This window comes from Asticcacaulis sp. P2_C5 (assembly GCF_056404555.1).
Map to the genome: position 1 here is coordinate 18,016 of NZ_JBFUDU010000017.1, position 15,769 is coordinate 33,784.

General features: G+C 59.7%; 14 protein-coding genes. 8 read left to right on the forward strand and 6 right to left on the reverse strand.

From position 1 onward, the window contains the following. Positions 1-40 precede the first annotated feature (40 nt). Positions 41-433, forward strand: a complete 393-nt coding sequence (locus tag AC1DXO_RS23330; RefSeq protein ID WP_476980606.1) for a VOC family protein — start codon at positions 41-43, stop codon at positions 431-433. 56 nt (positions 434-489) lie between these two features. Here the strand turns inward: AC1DXO_RS23330 and alaS are convergent, their stop codons facing one another. After that, entirely contained in the window at positions 490-3,126 is a 2,637-nt protein-coding gene (gene alaS / locus AC1DXO_RS23335; protein WP_476980607.1) for an alanine--tRNA ligase, read from the reverse strand. Between the two features lie 202 nt (positions 3,127-3,328). Then, the gene (gene recA, locus AC1DXO_RS23340; RefSeq protein ID WP_476980608.1) at positions 3,329-4,408 is read right to left on the reverse strand and encodes a recombinase RecA; all 1,080 of its coding nucleotides are present in this window, start codon (positions 4,406-4,408) and stop codon (positions 3,329-3,331) included. A gap of 520 nt (positions 4,409-4,928) precedes the next feature. On the opposite strand from recA, the gene AC1DXO_RS23345 reads away from it, so the two are divergent. Further along, positions 4,929-5,801, forward strand: a complete 873-nt coding sequence (locus AC1DXO_RS23345) for a hypothetical protein (RefSeq protein WP_476980609.1) — start codon at positions 4,929-4,931, stop codon at positions 5,799-5,801. Positions 5,802-6,283: 482 nt separating this feature from the next. On the opposite strand, the gene AC1DXO_RS23350 is transcribed toward AC1DXO_RS23345, so the two are convergent. Then, the gene (locus AC1DXO_RS23350; protein ID WP_476980610.1) at positions 6,284-6,424 is read right to left on the reverse strand and encodes a hypothetical protein; all 141 of its coding nucleotides are present in this window, start codon (positions 6,422-6,424) and stop codon (positions 6,284-6,286) included. A 95-nt stretch (positions 6,425-6,519) separates the two neighbouring features. On the opposite strand from AC1DXO_RS23350, the gene AC1DXO_RS23355 reads away from it, so the two are divergent. After that, positions 6,520-7,293 (forward strand): hypothetical protein, encoded by a 774-nt coding sequence (locus AC1DXO_RS23355; RefSeq protein ID WP_476980611.1) that lies wholly within the window; start codon positions 6,520-6,522, stop codon positions 7,291-7,293. Positions 7,294-7,312: 19 nt separating this feature from the next. Here the strand turns inward: AC1DXO_RS23355 and AC1DXO_RS23360 are convergent, their stop codons facing one another. Beyond that, positions 7,313-8,122 carry a LytTR family DNA-binding domain-containing protein gene (locus tag AC1DXO_RS23360; RefSeq protein WP_476980612.1) on the reverse strand — a complete coding sequence of 270 codons (810 nt, stop codon included), beginning with the start codon at positions 8,120-8,122 and terminating at the stop codon, positions 7,313-7,315. A gap of 130 nt (positions 8,123-8,252) precedes the next feature. Between AC1DXO_RS23360 and AC1DXO_RS23365 the strand changes: the two genes are divergently transcribed. Together AC1DXO_RS23365 and AC1DXO_RS23370 are read left to right on the forward strand one after the other, a co-directional pair. Beyond that, positions 8,253-9,779 carry a carboxylesterase/lipase family protein gene (locus AC1DXO_RS23365; protein WP_476980613.1) on the forward strand — a complete coding sequence of 509 codons (1,527 nt, stop codon included), beginning with the start codon at positions 8,253-8,255 and terminating at the stop codon, positions 9,777-9,779. A gap of 99 nt (positions 9,780-9,878) precedes the next feature. After that, positions 9,879-10,061 carry a hypothetical protein gene (locus AC1DXO_RS23370; protein WP_476980614.1) on the forward strand — a complete coding sequence of 61 codons (183 nt, stop codon included), beginning with the start codon at positions 9,879-9,881 and terminating at the stop codon, positions 10,059-10,061. Between the two features lie 36 nt (positions 10,062-10,097). On the opposite strand, the gene AC1DXO_RS23375 is transcribed toward AC1DXO_RS23370, so the two are convergent. Next, positions 10,098-10,967, reverse strand: a complete 870-nt coding sequence (locus AC1DXO_RS23375; protein ID WP_476980615.1) for a glycosyltransferase family 2 protein — start codon at positions 10,965-10,967, stop codon at positions 10,098-10,100. 252 nt (positions 10,968-11,219) lie between these two features. Here AC1DXO_RS23375 and AC1DXO_RS23380 point away from each other — a divergent pair, with 252 nt between their 5' ends. Next, the gene (locus AC1DXO_RS23380; protein ID WP_476980616.1) at positions 11,220-11,870 is read left to right on the forward strand and encodes a glutathione S-transferase family protein; all 651 of its coding nucleotides are present in this window, start codon (positions 11,220-11,222) and stop codon (positions 11,868-11,870) included. A 59-nt stretch (positions 11,871-11,929) separates the two neighbouring features. Here the strand turns inward: AC1DXO_RS23380 and AC1DXO_RS23385 are convergent, their stop codons facing one another. Then, on the reverse strand, positions 11,930-12,562 hold the full coding sequence (locus AC1DXO_RS23385) for a TetR/AcrR family transcriptional regulator (protein WP_476980617.1): 633 nt from the start codon (positions 12,560-12,562) through the stop codon (positions 11,930-11,932). 79 nt (positions 12,563-12,641) lie between these two features. Here AC1DXO_RS23385 and AC1DXO_RS23390 point away from each other — a divergent pair, with 79 nt between their 5' ends. Both AC1DXO_RS23390 and AC1DXO_RS23395 read left to right on the forward strand, forming a co-directional pair. Continuing rightward, positions 12,642-13,376 carry an ABC transporter ATP-binding protein gene (locus AC1DXO_RS23390; protein WP_476980618.1) on the forward strand — a complete coding sequence of 245 codons (735 nt, stop codon included), beginning with the start codon at positions 12,642-12,644 and terminating at the stop codon, positions 13,374-13,376. Then, complete coding sequence (locus AC1DXO_RS23395; protein WP_476980619.1) at positions 13,373-15,769, forward strand: FtsX-like permease family protein; 2,397 nt, start codon at positions 13,373-13,375, stop codon at positions 15,767-15,769. The genes AC1DXO_RS23390 and AC1DXO_RS23395 overlap by 4 nt, the downstream gene beginning before the upstream one ends.

The following is a 15,769-nucleotide window of genomic DNA, read 5'->3' on the forward strand; positions in this document are numbered from 1 at the left end:
CTGTGATAGCTTCTGCCCGACATAAAAGGAGGAAATTGTCATGATCGGTTATGCCACTTTCGGCGCGAAGGATCGCGATGTATCGGTAAAGTTTTTCGAAGCCGTTCTGGCGCCGCTGGGCTACCAGAAGTTCTACGATGACGTCTGGGCGGGTTTCGCGCCGGGCGGTAATCCGGAAGGTCCAGGCTCGATCTGGGTCGGGGCGCCCTATGACGGCAATGAGGCCAAACCGTCGAATGGCGCGATGATAGGTTTTGCCGCCCCTAATCGTGCCGCGGTCCGCGCATTCCACGAAGCGGCCCTGGCCAATGGCGGCACCTGCGAAGGTCCTCCAGGCATCCGCGAAGCCTATGGTCCGAACGCCTATCTGGCCTATGTCCGTGATCCGGTCGGCAACAAGATGTCAGCCACCTGCAACGCACCTGAAGCCTGAAGAATTAGAAACCTGAGAAAAAGGCCTGACTTTCACCAAGTCAGGCCTTTTGTATCTCAGATCAGGGCCTTGACGGCTGCCAGGCCTTCGTCGGCCTTGCTGTCGTCGGGCGCGCCGCCCTGGGCAAAGTCCGGCTTGCCGCCGGCGCCCTGGCCGCCCATGGCAATCACCGCCGCCTTGGCGAGATCCGCCGCGTTGAATCGACCCGTCATATCCGCGGTCACTGTGACCGTGACCGCCGCCTTGCCATCCAGCTTGCCGATCAGGGCAACAATGCCCGAACCGACCTGCTTCTTGAAATCCTCCGCCAGGGGACGCAAATCCTTGCCGCCGACGCCATCCAGGACGCGGGCAATCAGCTTGACGCCGTTGATCTCTTCCGGGCCCGACGCCGCGCCACCACCACTGACCGCCAGGGCGCGCTTGGCCTCGCCCAGTTCCTTTTCGAGCCGCTTGCGCTCGGCGACCAGGGCCTCGACACGCGCTTCGACCTGCGCCACCGGCACCTTGAACTGGTCGGCCAGGGATTGCGCCACGCCGGCCTGATCCAACAGATATTGCCGCGCCGCCTCACCGGTCAGGGCTTCGATACGGCGAATACCGGCCGCAACACCGCCTTCTGAAACGATCTTGAACAGGGCGATATCGCCGGTGCGGCCGACATGGGTGCCGCCGCACAGTTCAACCGAATAGTCGCCATCTCCGTCCAGGGCATGACCCAGGGCCAGGACGCGGACTTCCTCGCCGTATTTTTCACCAAACAATGCCACAGCGCCGGCTTCGATCGCCGCTTCCGGCGACATCAGCTTGGTCGACGCGGCCTCGTTCTGCAGGATAACGGCATTGACCTCGGCCTCGATGCGATTGAGCTCGTCTTGAGTCAAAGGCCCGCCATGGCTGAAGTCGAAACGCATGCGATCTGCATCGACCAATTGCCCCTTCTGCGCCACATGCGGGCCCAGAACGTGTTTCAGGGCAGCGTGCATCAGGTGCGCCGCCGAGTGGTTGGAGCGCGTGGTGCGGCGCTTGTCCGAATCGACGTGCAGTTCGGCCTTGTCGCCGACCTTGACGCGGCCGTCGGTAAGTTCGATGCGGTGAACGATCAGGTCGCCGGCCTGGCGCGTCGTATCGAGCACCCTGCCCTTGCCGTGCAGGAAGTCGACCGTGCCGGTGTCGCCGGCCTGTCCGCCGCCTTCCGGATAGAAGGCGGTCTTTTCAAAGACCACGTCGACCGTATCACCGGCCAGGGCCGTTTCGACGCTTTCGGCGTCCAGCACGATAGCCTGGACATGGGCCTGGGTTGACAGATGATCGTAGCCGGTAAATTCCGAAGCGCCGACGGCTTCCTTGATGGCGAACCATTGTCCGGCCGTCGCTTTTTCACCGGAGCCGGCCCAGTTCTCCTTGCCGGCCGCTTTTTGACGCGCCATGGCGTCCTCATAGCCGGCAACATTGACAGTCAGCCCCTTGGCGCGGACGGCGTCCTGGGTCAGATCGAGCGGGAAGCCATAGGTATCGTACAGCTTGAAGGCGGTTTCGCCGTCGAGCATATCACCGGGCGCGAGGTCGCGTACGGCTTCATCGAGCAGGCTCATGCCGCGGCCAAGGGTACGATGGAAGCGTTCTTCTTCCTGGCGCAGGGTTTCAATTATATTGGCTTCGGCGCGCTTGAGCTCGCCGTAATGTCCGCCCATTTCGGCGATCAAGGTCGGCGCCAGGCGTTGCAGCAGCGGTTCGCTGGCGCCCAGCAGATAGGCGTGGCGCATGGCACGGCGCATGATGCGGCGCAGGACCGAGCCGCGGCCTATGTTCGACGGCGTAACGCCATCGGCGATCAGGAAGCAGGTTGAACGCAGGTGGTCGGCGATGACGCGGTGCGACGGCAGGCTGTCGCCTTCGGCCTTGACGCCGGTGGCGTTTTCGGAGGCGTTGATGAGGGTCTTGAACAGGTCGATATCGTAATTGTTGTGCACGCCTTGCAATACGGCGGCGACTCGTTCCAGCCCCATGCCGGTATCGATCGACGGCTTGGGCAGGTTGAGACGCGTGCCGTCGGCTTGCTGGTCGAACTGCATGAAGACCAGGTTCCAGATTTCGACGAAGCGATCGCCGTCTTCTTCGGGCGTGCCCGGAGGTCCGCCCCAGATATGGTCGCCGTGGTCGTAGAAGATCTCGGTACACGGACCGCACGGACCGGTATCGCCCATCGACCAGAAGTTATCGCTGCCGGCAATGCGGGCAATCTTCGATTCGGGCAGGCCGGCGATCTTCTTCCACAGGTCGAAGGCTTCATCGTCGTCGACATAGACAGTCGCCATCAGGCGATTCTTGTCGAGGCCGTAGTCTTCGGTCATCAGCTTCCAGGCAAATTCGATCGCTTCGGCCTTGAAATAGTCGCCGAACGAGAAGTTGCCGAGCATTTCGAAGAAGGTATGGTGACGCGCCGTATAGCCGACATTGTCGAGGTCGTTGTGCTTGCCGCCGGCGCGCACAACCTTCTGCGAGGTGGTGGCGCGCTTATACGGCCGGGTCTCGGCGCCGGTGAAGACGTTCTTGAACTGCACCATGCCCGCATTGGTGAACATCAGGGTCGGATCGTTCTGCGGCACCAGGGACGACGAGGCGACCGCCTCATGGCCATGACGCGCGAAGTAATCGAGGAATGTCTGACGTATCTGATTGAGCGAAGGCATGGGCGAAAGGAATCCGGTTAATACGGCTGTGAAGACGCGGTATATAGATGGCTCCAGGCTTTCGCGCAAAGACCTTTGCACCATCAGGGGCATCAATTGCGGCAAATAGATACAAAAAAGACGCCCCGTGGTGGAGGGCGTCTTTCATGTTCCGGCCTAAGCGGCAAATTTGGGGCAACCGCGGGGCGGCCGGAGTAATGGCTTACAGCGACTCGTCACCGTCATCCTGAGGTTCCGGCGTGCCAAGCAGCTCTTCCGACAGGACCGAGCTGTTCTTGCGGATGGCCGCTTCGATCTCATTGGCCATTTCCGGATTGGCCTTGAGGAATTCACGGGCATTTTCACGCCCCTGGCCGATGCGGGTGGAGTTATAGGAGAACCACGAACCCGACTTCTCGACGATGCCGGCCTTGACGCCCAGATCGATGATTTCGCCCAACTTCGAGATGCCATAGCCGTACATGATGTCGAACTCGACCTCACGGAACGGCGGCGCGATCTTGTTCTTGACCACCTTGACCTTGACATTGTTGCCGATGACTTCGTCGCGCACCTTGATCGAGCCGGTACGGCGGATGTCGAGACGAACCGAGGCATAGAATTTCAGCGCATTGCCGCCGGTCGTCGTTTCCGGCGAACCGTACATGACGCCGATCTTCATGCGGATCTGGTTGATGAAGATGACCAGGCACTTCGACTTGGAGATCGAGCCCGTCAGCTTGCGCAGGGCCTGCGACATCAGGCGAGCCTGCAGACCGGGCAGGCTGTCGCCCATATCGCCTTCGATTTCCGCCCGCGGCGTCAGGGCAGCCACCGAGTCGATAACGATGATGTCGACGGCGTTGGAACGGACCAGGGTGTCGGTGATTTCGAGCGCCTGTTCACCGGTGTCGGGCTGCGAGACCAGCAGGTCGTCGAGATTGACGCCCAGCTTTTGCGCATAGGTCGGGTCCAGAGCGTGTTCGGCATCGATAAAGGCAGCGGTCCCGCCGGCCTTTTGAATCTCAGCCACAGTGTGCAGGGCCAGGGTCGTCTTGCCGGACGATTCCGGACCGTAGATTTCCACCACGCGGCCCTTGGGCAAACCACCGATACCGAGCGCGATATCCAGCCCCAGCGAACCGGTCGAGATCGACTCGATCTCCATGACCTTGCCGCCGACGCCGAGCTTCATCACCGAGCCCTTGCCGAAGGCGCGATCAATCTGCGCCAGGGCGGCCTCGAGGGCCCGTTGTTTTTCGGATTCGTTTTTTGCCACGAGTTTTAAAGCCGCTTGAGACATATTGGGCCTTTCCTATGTCACGATTCCCCGAAGCGGGGCGATCTGTTCCAAATCAATTGCGTGGATAGTTCGTACTTCATTTGTTCCGTGTTCGCAATATGTTCTCATAAATATTTTCGCGGGATATGGCCACGGGCCGGATGAGCCACGTTTTGGGCACCATGCCAAACATGGTCCTTAATCTATGTCATATCAAAAAATAGACTTAGCAATACGATACGTTGGAGGTTAGCCTTACCAATTTCCGCGATGGCTGTGCAGAGGCAAAGGCAGAGAACATCACCCCGTTGCCAAACGAATGCAATGCAGCGACTTCATACCTTGAGGCATATAAGCAATCACGAACCCGGCTGCGGGACAAGTTTGCCTCTGTCGGCCAGAAATTCAATCCGGTGAAATGAGCCTACACTGCGATGGATTGCGACGGACAAAATCCTGGAGGCAGGCTCTCTTGCGCGAATGAATGTGTTTGGATTTTGCAAATCTGTGTTAACCTTTGCTGTGGCAGACAGGGGTTCACGTGCGCAAGGCGAGTTTCTTTCTAGCAGCTTTGTGTCTGCTACTAACCGTAATGACGGTTTTTTTCACGGCGAATATTACTACCGTACGCGGTCGAAATTTTCTTACCGACCTTGTTGGCTACCGAGCTGACGCCAAAACACCAAAAGCTTTGCACGTAGGTGTTTTCGAAATATCTAATTCCGATAACTGGGATGCCGCAGATTACGCCGTTAACATTGATCTTGGGGATTACGTCAGTGAGTCTAAGAATGATGGGAACATAGAACTTTCAATTAATGCCATGCCAGCAAATAAAAAACAAGTAATAGTTTTAAGTCGCGATTTTCATTGCGGAACTAATTCCAAAATTAAATTGATAAAGGATGATGATTTTGTTATTTATTATGTATTCGATGAAACACTTCCCCAAAGCATTAAATGCAATATAAACATTGATAAATTTTTACAGCGCGAGACATTCACGAAAAAATCACTTTCTATTCATCAATGGGGCGCGCTTTATGTTAAAAATAATTCAGATGCTATTGTGCAAAAATTACAAGTACTTGGTTACGCTGGCGAAAACGATCAACTTTACGCAGCAAGTAATAGATATAATTTCTCCTTGGAAAATATTTCTAATTTTCAAGTCAGTGGTGCCGCAATCGAACAGAAAAAAGAAAACGACATTTCTACAAACCAGACGGATAGTTACACATACAGAGTATTGTTAGATAAGATGAAATTATCGTGGGAGGACGAGCATATGAAGCAATTGCGCGACGTTCTATTAATTGTCATCGGTGGTCTTTTTGGTGTCGTAACAACCTTAATAATCGAAATCGTGAAGGGTCTTCAACTGCCAAATGCTCGCCGTTTGACCAACGATTAAAAGAGTTATGAGCGGATATCTCCTCCGCACTTAACGGGCCTTAGCTGAATAGTTTATGCTAACGCTTCTTCCTGCGGCTCATATTGGCGCAAAGTTAAGTCCTGATACCTGTGTTCTATTCTGGTAAAAAGTCGTCACAGCGAGGGCGGGATGGCTGCTCCGGGCGCTAACGCTGTCAAAGAGCTACCGACCGACTGGTGCCTAAAACGTGGCTCATCCGGCCCATAGCCATATCCAATAAATATTTTCGCGATACCCCGGAACATGGCTAACCAGGCGTTAAGGTAGCGCCGCTAGAGGTAGGAGTTGGTGTAAACTCGATACAGTACCGGTATGCTTACGGCTTCCTCCCTGCCCTATATTGACGCTTCAGATCTTGGCGCCTTGCGTGCACCCGCGCGCGCAAAGCAAACGCCGCGCAGGTCTTGGCGGCCGGTCTTGGTCTCGACGGCGCTTCATATCGCCTTACTGGGCCTCGCCGGTTACAACCTGTCCCACACGCGACCGAAAACCTCGCCGCCGCTGGCCGTCCGGGTCACGCTTGTATCGCCACCGCCGCCACGCGCTGAGCCCGTGCCGGTGCCGGCCCCCGTTCCCGCTCCCAGGGCGGCCCCTGCACCCATACCGGCGCCAAAAGCCGCCCTCGCCTGTCGCCAAGCCCGCGCCGGCAAAGGCCATTGCCAAACCTGTACCGCCGGTCAAGGCACAGCCCAAGCCCGTGCCGTCCGCCGCGGTATCGAAGGCCCCTGAAAAGCATCCGGTAAAGGTCGCATCAACACCTGCACTCCGCCCGGCGCCAGCACCGACCAAGCCTGCGCCGCAACCGGTCGCCAGAGCGGCCGCCAAACCCGCGGCGAAGAACGGCACCGCCAAACCGGCCGTGCCAGCGCCCATTGCGACGCCAACCAAACCGACCAAAGCCTCCGCGTCGCCCGCCGTAGCTCAAAAAGCTACACCGGCAAAAGCCAAGGTCGCCCCCGCCCCGGCCACTCCGTCATCAGCCAAGCCAACGCAGACCAAACCAACGGCGGCCACGGCAGCTCCAACGGTCAAGCCAGCGCCCGCGCCGGAAGCCGCTATCGATCTCGACTCGCTCAGCCATCTGCCTGCGCGGACCACGGCCAAGACCGCCAGACCAGCGGCAAGTCGCAGCACGTCGACAGCCACCGCCGCACCGGCCACGACGTCAAGCCAGTCCGCTGCCCTGGGCGCCCTGACCGGCCAGTTGCAGAGGCTCTGGTCGCCGAACTGTGACATCCCCGGCGGCAGGGATGTGGTGGTAACGATCGGATTTACCATTGGCCGCAATGGTCGCGTAACCCAGGGACCGCAGTGGCGCGATCCGCAGCCGGGCAGCGCTCGCGAAGCCGGCGCCGCACGAGCATTAGCAGCGGTTCACCGGGGTGAAGTCTATTCCGGTCTGCCCGCCGGCATCCTGGACAAGCCGCTTTTGATTACCTTTGACGCCCGCCAGGCCTGCGCGGGTCACTGAGACAGGGTGCAGAGACGCGCTATGCCCTATAACGCTCCAGCAACGCTTTACGATAATTGCGGCTGATCTTGAGCTCGGTGCTGTTATCGAGGCGCACCAGGCCATCACCGTTGTCGAAGGTTTCGAGCGCTGCGATACGCCCCAGCGCCACGACATGACGGCGATGGATGCGGACGAAGCAGGCGGGATCGAGCCTGCTTTCGAAGGCCGACAAGGTGCCGCGTATAAGATGTGTGGCATCACCCGTATGAAAGGCCAGGTAGTTGCCCTGGCTTTCGATCCAGGCGACCATATCCAGGCTTAGCAAAAACTGCCGTCCACGCACCTTGACCATGACGTGGCGAACGAAGGCGGGCAGACTGGGTTGAAGGACGCTTGGCCGCCGAAGGGCGAATTCCAGCCCGCAAAAGGCGAGCAAGGCAAACAGAAGCAGCAATCCATTGCCCGCCAGCATCCCGGCTATGTCATCGATGCCCGGAACCCAGTCGTGTTGAAACATCCAGGCCGCCAGGAAACAGGACACCAGGATCAAGCCGACGCTCAAGGCGCCCATGGCAGCGGTCAGAACCGGCAGGTGCCATGGCAGTTTTGCCGGAAAGAAAGCCCGCGACAGCCTCAAGGCCAAGGGCGTCACGGCCGCGCCCAAACACGACGCCGCGAATATGCGCAGCACTTCATGGTCCAGCGTAAGATCTCGCCCCGCATGATGCGCGCGCATGATATTGCCCGGCTCGAGGACAAGGAGGAACGCGGCCCAATAGGCGAAGCCCGCCAAAAGCTCGACAAGCCGGCGCGGCGGAGGTGACAAGGCGGGCAGACGTGCAATCATGCCTCAAAGTGCCCGAAGGCGAAAACCTTGTAAAGACGAGGTTTGTGACGAAACGCCCGAACCGCGGGACAGGCCGTATGGGAGAGATATGGCACGCATGGCACAAGATCGGATCACTCAGGAGATCTCGATGTTCCGTCCAATGCTCGCTTTATTCTTCCTTCTCCTGGCTACGTCCGCCCACGCTAATCCCGTCGCCATGACCACGGCGGGCCGGATCGAAGGGATACGCGACCACGGCGTCTCCGTCTTTCGCGGCGTGCCTTATGCCGCGCCGCCGGTCGGCAATTTGCGCTGGCGCCGACCAGAGTCCGCTGCGCCCTGGACAGGCACGCGCAACGCCACACGCTTTGCCCCGGCCTGCCTGCAAAAAGGCGTTTCCATGCCCGGCGAGACCCCGCCCGAGGTCAGCGAAGACTGTCTCTATCTCAATATCTGGACCTCAGCTACGACAGGCAAGCGACCGGTCATGGTGTGGATTCACGGCGGGGGCTTCACCAACGGGTCGGCTGCCATGCCGCTCTATTGGGGCGATGCCTTGGCGAAACGCGGCATTGTCGTGGTCACTGTCGCCTACCGGCTCGGCGTTCTGGGCTTCCTGGCGCATCCGGAGCTTCAGGCCGAAGGTGGCGACACGGGCAATTACGGCCTGATGGACCAGGTGGCGGCGCTGAACTGGGTGCATGACAATATCGCGGCCTTCGGCGGCGATCCTGATCGCGTTACCATCGCCGGACAATCGGCAGGCGGTATGTCGGTCAGCCTGTTGATGGCGGCCCCTGAAGCCCGTGGATTGTTTCGCGGCGCCATTGCACAAAGTGGCGGCATGTTCGAACCCCTGAACCTGGCGCCCCGCTACCGGCTTGAGCCTGCCCTGCGAGACGGTGGGTCTTATGCGAAATCTCTCGATGCCGTTTCTATGGGGGAACTGCGAAAATTGCCGGCCGAAGCGCTGATGACGGACAGCGCCAATGCCGTATCGCATCCTGTATTTGGCGGCCTATTCCTGCCGCAAACGCCTTATGACGCCTATGTTTCAAACAATGTGGCCCGCCTGCCCGTACTGATAGGCTGGAACGCCGAGGAAGCCCGATCCCTGACACGGGTCGACACAGTCACGGCCGCAGCCTTCGAAGACGATCTGAAACGCGCCTTCGGGCCTTTGCCCCCCTCCATCTATTCCGCCTATCCGCACGCCACCGATGCCGAAGCGAAGACCGCCCGTCTTGATCTCGAACGTGACCTGCGCTTCGGTTGGGATATGTGGGCCTGGGCGCGGCTACAGGCGCGGCAAGGTGGAGCGGCCTATGTCTACAGCTTCGACCATCGCCCGCCTTTTCCCGCTAACTCGGCCTATTCCGGCTGGGGCGCCAGCCATTTCGCCGAGCTATGGTACATGTTCGGTCACCTGTCACAGTCGGATTTTGACTGGCGACCGCGCGATTACGTTTTGCAGGGTGAAATGACCGCCTACTGGCTGGCCTTTATCAAAACCGGCCGCCCCAATGGACACGGCCGAGGGCTTTGGCGCGAGTTTGGTGCGGATGGCCAGGTTCTGCATTTTGGCGATGAGACGCGCATGGGCCGCGTGTCCGGTTTGACCGGCTTGGAAGCCCTCGATGCAGCCTATACAGGCGTGCGCGGGAAACCCTTTTAATACACTCCCGTGACTTCCGGATTGTTCTTTTACTGTCCTTTGGGCGAGTCTCCACCCTGGGTCTGGGGCGGCGATTCCAACCGCACAAAGGAGACGTCCATGTCCAGCCGACTTCCGCCTGTTCCGCCTGCCAACCGCAGCCATGCCGGTCCAGGTAATCCCCACAGCCACAGGGACCACGATCCGGCCCATCCGGATCTGTCGACCAACCCGAGGCAGAAGGGCCAGAGCGCCAATATCCGTATCAATCGTACACCGCAGATGTCGGTGCAGGACCGTTAGGATATTGCAGGCCCGGCTTTTGAATATCGATTCAGGCTATGGGTGCGGGAGCAAGGCTTCGGCGCCCATAGGCTGTCTGGGTGTCGCCCTGAAAGACGCAGACTGCGTCTGCCTGCCGGAATCTTTTGTGATCAGCTTAAGCATGGCCAGGTTCTGCTGGACGACCTGCCACGGTGACAGCATCCACAGCACCTGGGCCGTCATGGTGAATTCGGCGATCAGGCCGTGCCACAGGCCCAGCTTCCGGGCCTTCGGGACATTGAACACGTCACGCCACTCCACGACAGCGATCGATAGCTTCTCGCGCGTAATCAGACTGTTGATAAACGCTTCGGCGCCCCAGCACGGCAGGGCGGCCATATCGGAAAGCGACGGCCTGATCAGCCAGGCCGGAATGAGGCGTTCTCCCGATACGAAGTCGAGACCGATCAAGCGATAAATGGCCAGGCTGTTGCGGCGCAGGCTGATGCTCACCTCGGCCCGTCTTTGCGCGACAGGGTCGACTAGGGCCTGGATATCTGCCGCGGTTATTCCCGACAGGTCCGCGTCGAGCAGCATGACATAGTCGCCCGTGGCCGCGGCTATGCCCCGGCTCATGGCATAGGATTTTCCACGGTTCGGTTGGTAGGAAATGATCCGGACATCCGGAAAGGCCGAGATGAGCGTGCCCGTGTCATCGGTCGATCCGTCATTGACCACAATGACTTCGCTGACGATCGACAGACTGCGTACGACGCGCAGGACCTCCAGTATCTTGTCGGCCTCATTATAGGCGCAGATGACACAGGAGATGGTCAGCGGCAGATCTTCAGATGGTCGATGTGACCTCAGGCGCGGCGCCCCGGGGGATGCCGCGGTGGTCTCGATACGTGCTGTCTGGAAGGCGGCTGAAGCGCGGATAGACATGGCGTTTTGAGACATTTCATGGAAGCGGTGAGGATCAGAATATGGGAACCCGACGCACTACGGCATGCCGCGCAACCACAATGACGCTTATGAGATATCGGCTAAAAACGTCGTGGAAATCGCGTCGCGCTTTGTAAATTTCGGATAAGGCCTGACCTCGCCGGGATGGAACTACATTATTGCCCCCGCCAACTGACATGATATGGCCGATCATATGACATCTTGTTCTCGGTAACCATAAGAGAGGTTAAATTGAGCGTACTTTATTATTCCCGCAATCCTAACCCTCGTCTGGCCCTCGCGGTTGCCCGTTATTTGGATGCGAAGGTCGCACTTGAGTTCGCTTCGCCATTTTCTGCGGACCAGGCGGAAAAGTTCAAGGCGCTAAACCCCACGCAACGCATTCCCATTCTCGTCGAGAATGGACCGGCCCTGTGGGAGGCGGACGCCATCGCCTGTCGATTGTCGATGATGGTCGGCTCCAATTTTTGGCGACTCGATGCCGACATGCCTGACATGATCCGTTGGATAAGCTGGGGTAAGCCGGGTTTTGTTCATGCCTGCGACATGGTGCATTTTGAACTGGGCACAAAGCAGCGCTATGGTCTTGGCCCGGTAGATCACGGGGAAATCAGGAAGGGGCTCGAGCTATTTCATCAAAGCGCCGCTCAGCTTGATGCCCATCTGGAGGGCCGTGACTTTTTGCTGGACAGCGGGCTGAGTTACGCGGATTTTCGCCTGGCAACCTTTTTGCCGTTTAATGACGTCGCCCAGCTTCCTCTGGAAGCCTATTCGAACATCAGACGCTGGTACGAAAATCTTGAGGCCATACCCGCATGGGCTGACCCTTTCCTGGGGCTGAACGCGCCACCACTTGCGCCCTTGCCCGGCGAAAAGAGTTAAAGGGCTCTGCCTCCGTTTCTGTGGACATAGGCTCCCAATACCGCGGAACGCAACCAGATCTAGCCAAGGCAACCCGCCGCGAGTTCGCGAAAGGCCGCCTCTATGTCGTCTGCCTCCCCTACGGCTCCGCCGTCCAGCCACCAGGTCAGTACGGACAGGTAGGCGCCCACCAGAAACTGTACCGTGAATTCGCGGTTCGGCAAGCGGGCTGGTACCGGGTCAGCGGGCAGTTCTTTGCGGACAATGTCGCAAAGCCCGTGCCTGATGCTGTCGAGCACAATCGGCCCGGCCCGGCTGCGCATCATGGCCAGATAAAGTACCCGCTGATCTTGTAAATGCTGCGTCATGAACCGGGTGAAGCCAAGAACACGGCTGTCACGCGACGTGGCCCCCGCCGCAATAATTCCATGCTGGGCGATCAGTACACTGCGCAGAGTGCCGGCCAGGCTGCGCAGCAGATCATCCTTATCGGTAAAATGACCGTAAAACGTCGAACGACCAACATTGGCGGCGTCAACTATGTCGCTGACTGAAACCGCGTCATAACCTCGCTCGACGACGAGCCGCATGAGGGATTGGTGTAACGCCTGGCGCGTGCGTTCCGACCTGCGATCAATCGTCGTATCCGCGGCGGCGTGTTCAAACGGCGACTTTTCCCGGTCATTTTGCTTCTGATGTTCCGTATCGGACAATTGGACCCGTCCTGTTTCTTGCGTTTCAGACACCTGTCTCTTAGCACACAGGTGTCCAAATGGAAGGAGCTCTCAATTCATGCCCGACACCACCCTAATCCGCCCTTCGGCACAGGTGAGACCGCTTGCCTCGCTGCGCGGCGTCGGCAAGGTCTACAAAACGCCCGCCGGAAATTTCAGCGCGCTCGCTGACGTCAATTTCGACCTGGCCGCTGGCGAGTTCCTGGCCGTCGTCGGCAAATCGGGCAGCGGTAAAACCACGCTCGTCAATCTGATAACCGGCATCGACAGCGCAACAAACGGCGAAGTCCGCGCCGGCGACACAGTCCTGACAGGCAAGTCCGAGGAACAACTTACCGCCTGGCGCGGCCGTAATGTCGGCGTGGTGTTTCAGTTTTTCCAACTTTTACCCACCTTGACGGTCATTGAAAACGTCATGCTCCCCATGGATTTCTGTCGCGTCGGCAAAGCCTCCGGCCGGCGCCCCCGCGCCATGGCCCTGCTCCAGCGTCTCGGCATTGCAGACCAGGCCGACAAGCTTCCTGTCGACCTCTCCGGCGGTCAGCAGCAGCGTGCTGCCATTGCCCGCGCCCTGGCCAATGACCCGCCCCTCGTGGTGGCCGACGAGCCGACCGGCAACCTCGATTCGCGCACCGCGACGGAAGTCATGGATGTGTTCAAAAGCCTGACCCTGGATGGTCGCGCCGTGGTCATGGTCACCCATGAACGCGATCTGGCCAGCTATTTTACACGCACCATTACCCTGGCCGACGGACGGATCATCGCGGACAGCCGGTCGGGAGGTGACGCATGATGATCGCACCACGCTGGCGCAAGCTCATCGGCGACCTCAAGACGGCTCAGGGTCGTATCGCTCTTATGGTCCTGGCCCTGGCCATGGGCCTTTTCGCGCTGACGACGATCGCGGGCGCCTACGCTATCCTCGCGCGTGAAATCTCGCGCAACTATCTTGCGACCCATCCAGCCTCGGCCCTGATAGACGTCGGAACCGTGACACCGGCTGTCCTGGCCGCGATTTCCGCCGATTCCCGCGTGCAAAGCGCCGAAGCAGCTTCGATTATCGAAGCCCAGGCCCAGGACATGGGCGGCATCTGGCATCGTGCCCTGCTTTTCGTCTCGCCCGATCAGGCGTCGGCGAAGATTGGCAAGGTGCTTCCCGGTCGTGGCCAGTTTCCGCCGCCGGACGGCAGTGTCGTTGTGGAGCGGGAAGCGCTGGTTTTTCTCAAACTGAAACTCGGAAATAGTGTCAGGATCAGGCTGCCTGGCCACAAGGCTGTCTCGGTCCCGGTTGTGGGCACGGTACATGATCCAGGCCTGGCCCCCGCCTGGCAGGAGCAGACGGCTTACGCCTATCTTTCACCGCCAACCGTTTCGGCCCTCGGCGGCAGCCCCACGCAAAACCTGGTCAAGGTCGTTGTTCGCAACGCGACATTCGATCAGCGGCGCGTCGATACCGTCATTGGCGACCTGGCCGGCGCCTTGCGGAAGCAGGGCTATACCATCAACCAGGTCCAGATCCCTCCAACCGGTCTACATCCGCATCAAAGTCAGATGATGGCCGTCCTCAGCATGTTCCTGGTGTTTGCCGGCTGCACGCTGATCCTCAGCGCCGTGCTCACGGCAACCATGGTTTCAGGCCTCCTGGCGCAGCAAATCCGACAGATCGCCATTATGAAGGCTATAGGCGGGACGACACGCCAGATCGCCACGCTATACCTTGCCGGCCTCGCCATTGTCGCGACCGTCGCAACGGCAATCGCCCTTCCGCTCGGCCTGTCGGCTGCCGCAGGCTTTGCGGGACTAATCGCTGCACTCCTCAACTTCGATCTCGCCAGCGCAACACTGCCGGCCGAGCTCATCACAGCGCTCGCCCTTGTGGGCGTCCTTCTCCCCCTCGCTTTCATCGCCATACCGGTTCACCGCGCCACCCGCGCCACTGTTCGCGAAGCCCTGGCAGACCAGGGCCTCAGTGTCGGCAAGTCGCCCGTCAATTTAAACCAGGGTCTGCTGGGCCGCATCTTCGGCATCGACCGCACCTTGCTGCTGGCGCTGCGCAATGCTTTCCGTAAGCGCGGCCGCCTGTTCCTCAATCTCGCCCTGCTTGGTGCAGCGGGCGCCACCTTCATCGCCGCCCTTGACGTGGAAGCGGCATGGCGCGGACAACTTGCTCAGGCTGCCGCCTCCCGTGACTATGACATTGAAATCAAACTCGCCAGGCCGGTAGCTGCCGAGGCGGTAAAGCGCGCGCTCTCCACCATAACCGTGATCAGGGAGGTCCGCCCGGCAAACTTCGCGCCGGCAGCGGCTGGCCGGGCCGATGGCCTGATGATCGTTCGCACCTATCCAGATGGTGGCCACGGCAGCCTGTCCCTGCGTCCCGCCGACGAGATCCCTACCCACCCCGTCTATCTCGCGGGCGGCAGCAAGCCTGGCCAGGTCATCCTCAATCAGCAGGCCTGGACGCTGCTCGGTCGGCCAGGGATCGGCAGCCATGTCAGGCTGGCCGTCACTGGGCGCACCGGGACATTTGTCCTGGGCGGCGTAATCCGTGAGATCCTAACGCCGGCATCCGCCTACCTTCCACAGGCGGCATTCAGCGACATGACCGGTCTTCGTGATGAAGCCTCAGCGGTCCGCCTTGTCCTTACCCGTAAAGACAAGGCCACGATCGAAGCTGTTGCCACCCAGGCTCAGGCTGCTTTTGCCCGCGATGGCATCGACGTGGAACAGATCCTCACCGAAGGCACCCTGGTCGCGGCGCAGTCCGGCCACGTCAAGATACTGATTGTCGCCCTGATCGCCATGGCCGTCATCATGGCCGGCGTCGGCACGATCGGGCTGGGTTCGTCGCAGGGTTCCAGCGTCACCGAACGCATACGAGAGTTCGGCATAATGCGGACCATCGGCGCATCGGGCGGCGCCTTGACGCGCAACATCCTCGCCGAGGGTCTGATGATCGCCCTGCTGAGCTATCCGCTTTCAGTGATGGCCGGGCTGCCGCTTGGCTACGGCGTCGGCGTGCTTGTCGGGACCTTGTCATTCGGCATTTCGCTACCTCTGACCATCGCCTGGCCGGCACTTTGGATCTGGCTCGGAATTCTCGTTATCGGCTCATTGGTCGCGAGCTACGCCCCCGCCCGCCGCGCCGCCCGCCTCACCATCCGTCAAACCCTCGCTCACCTTTAG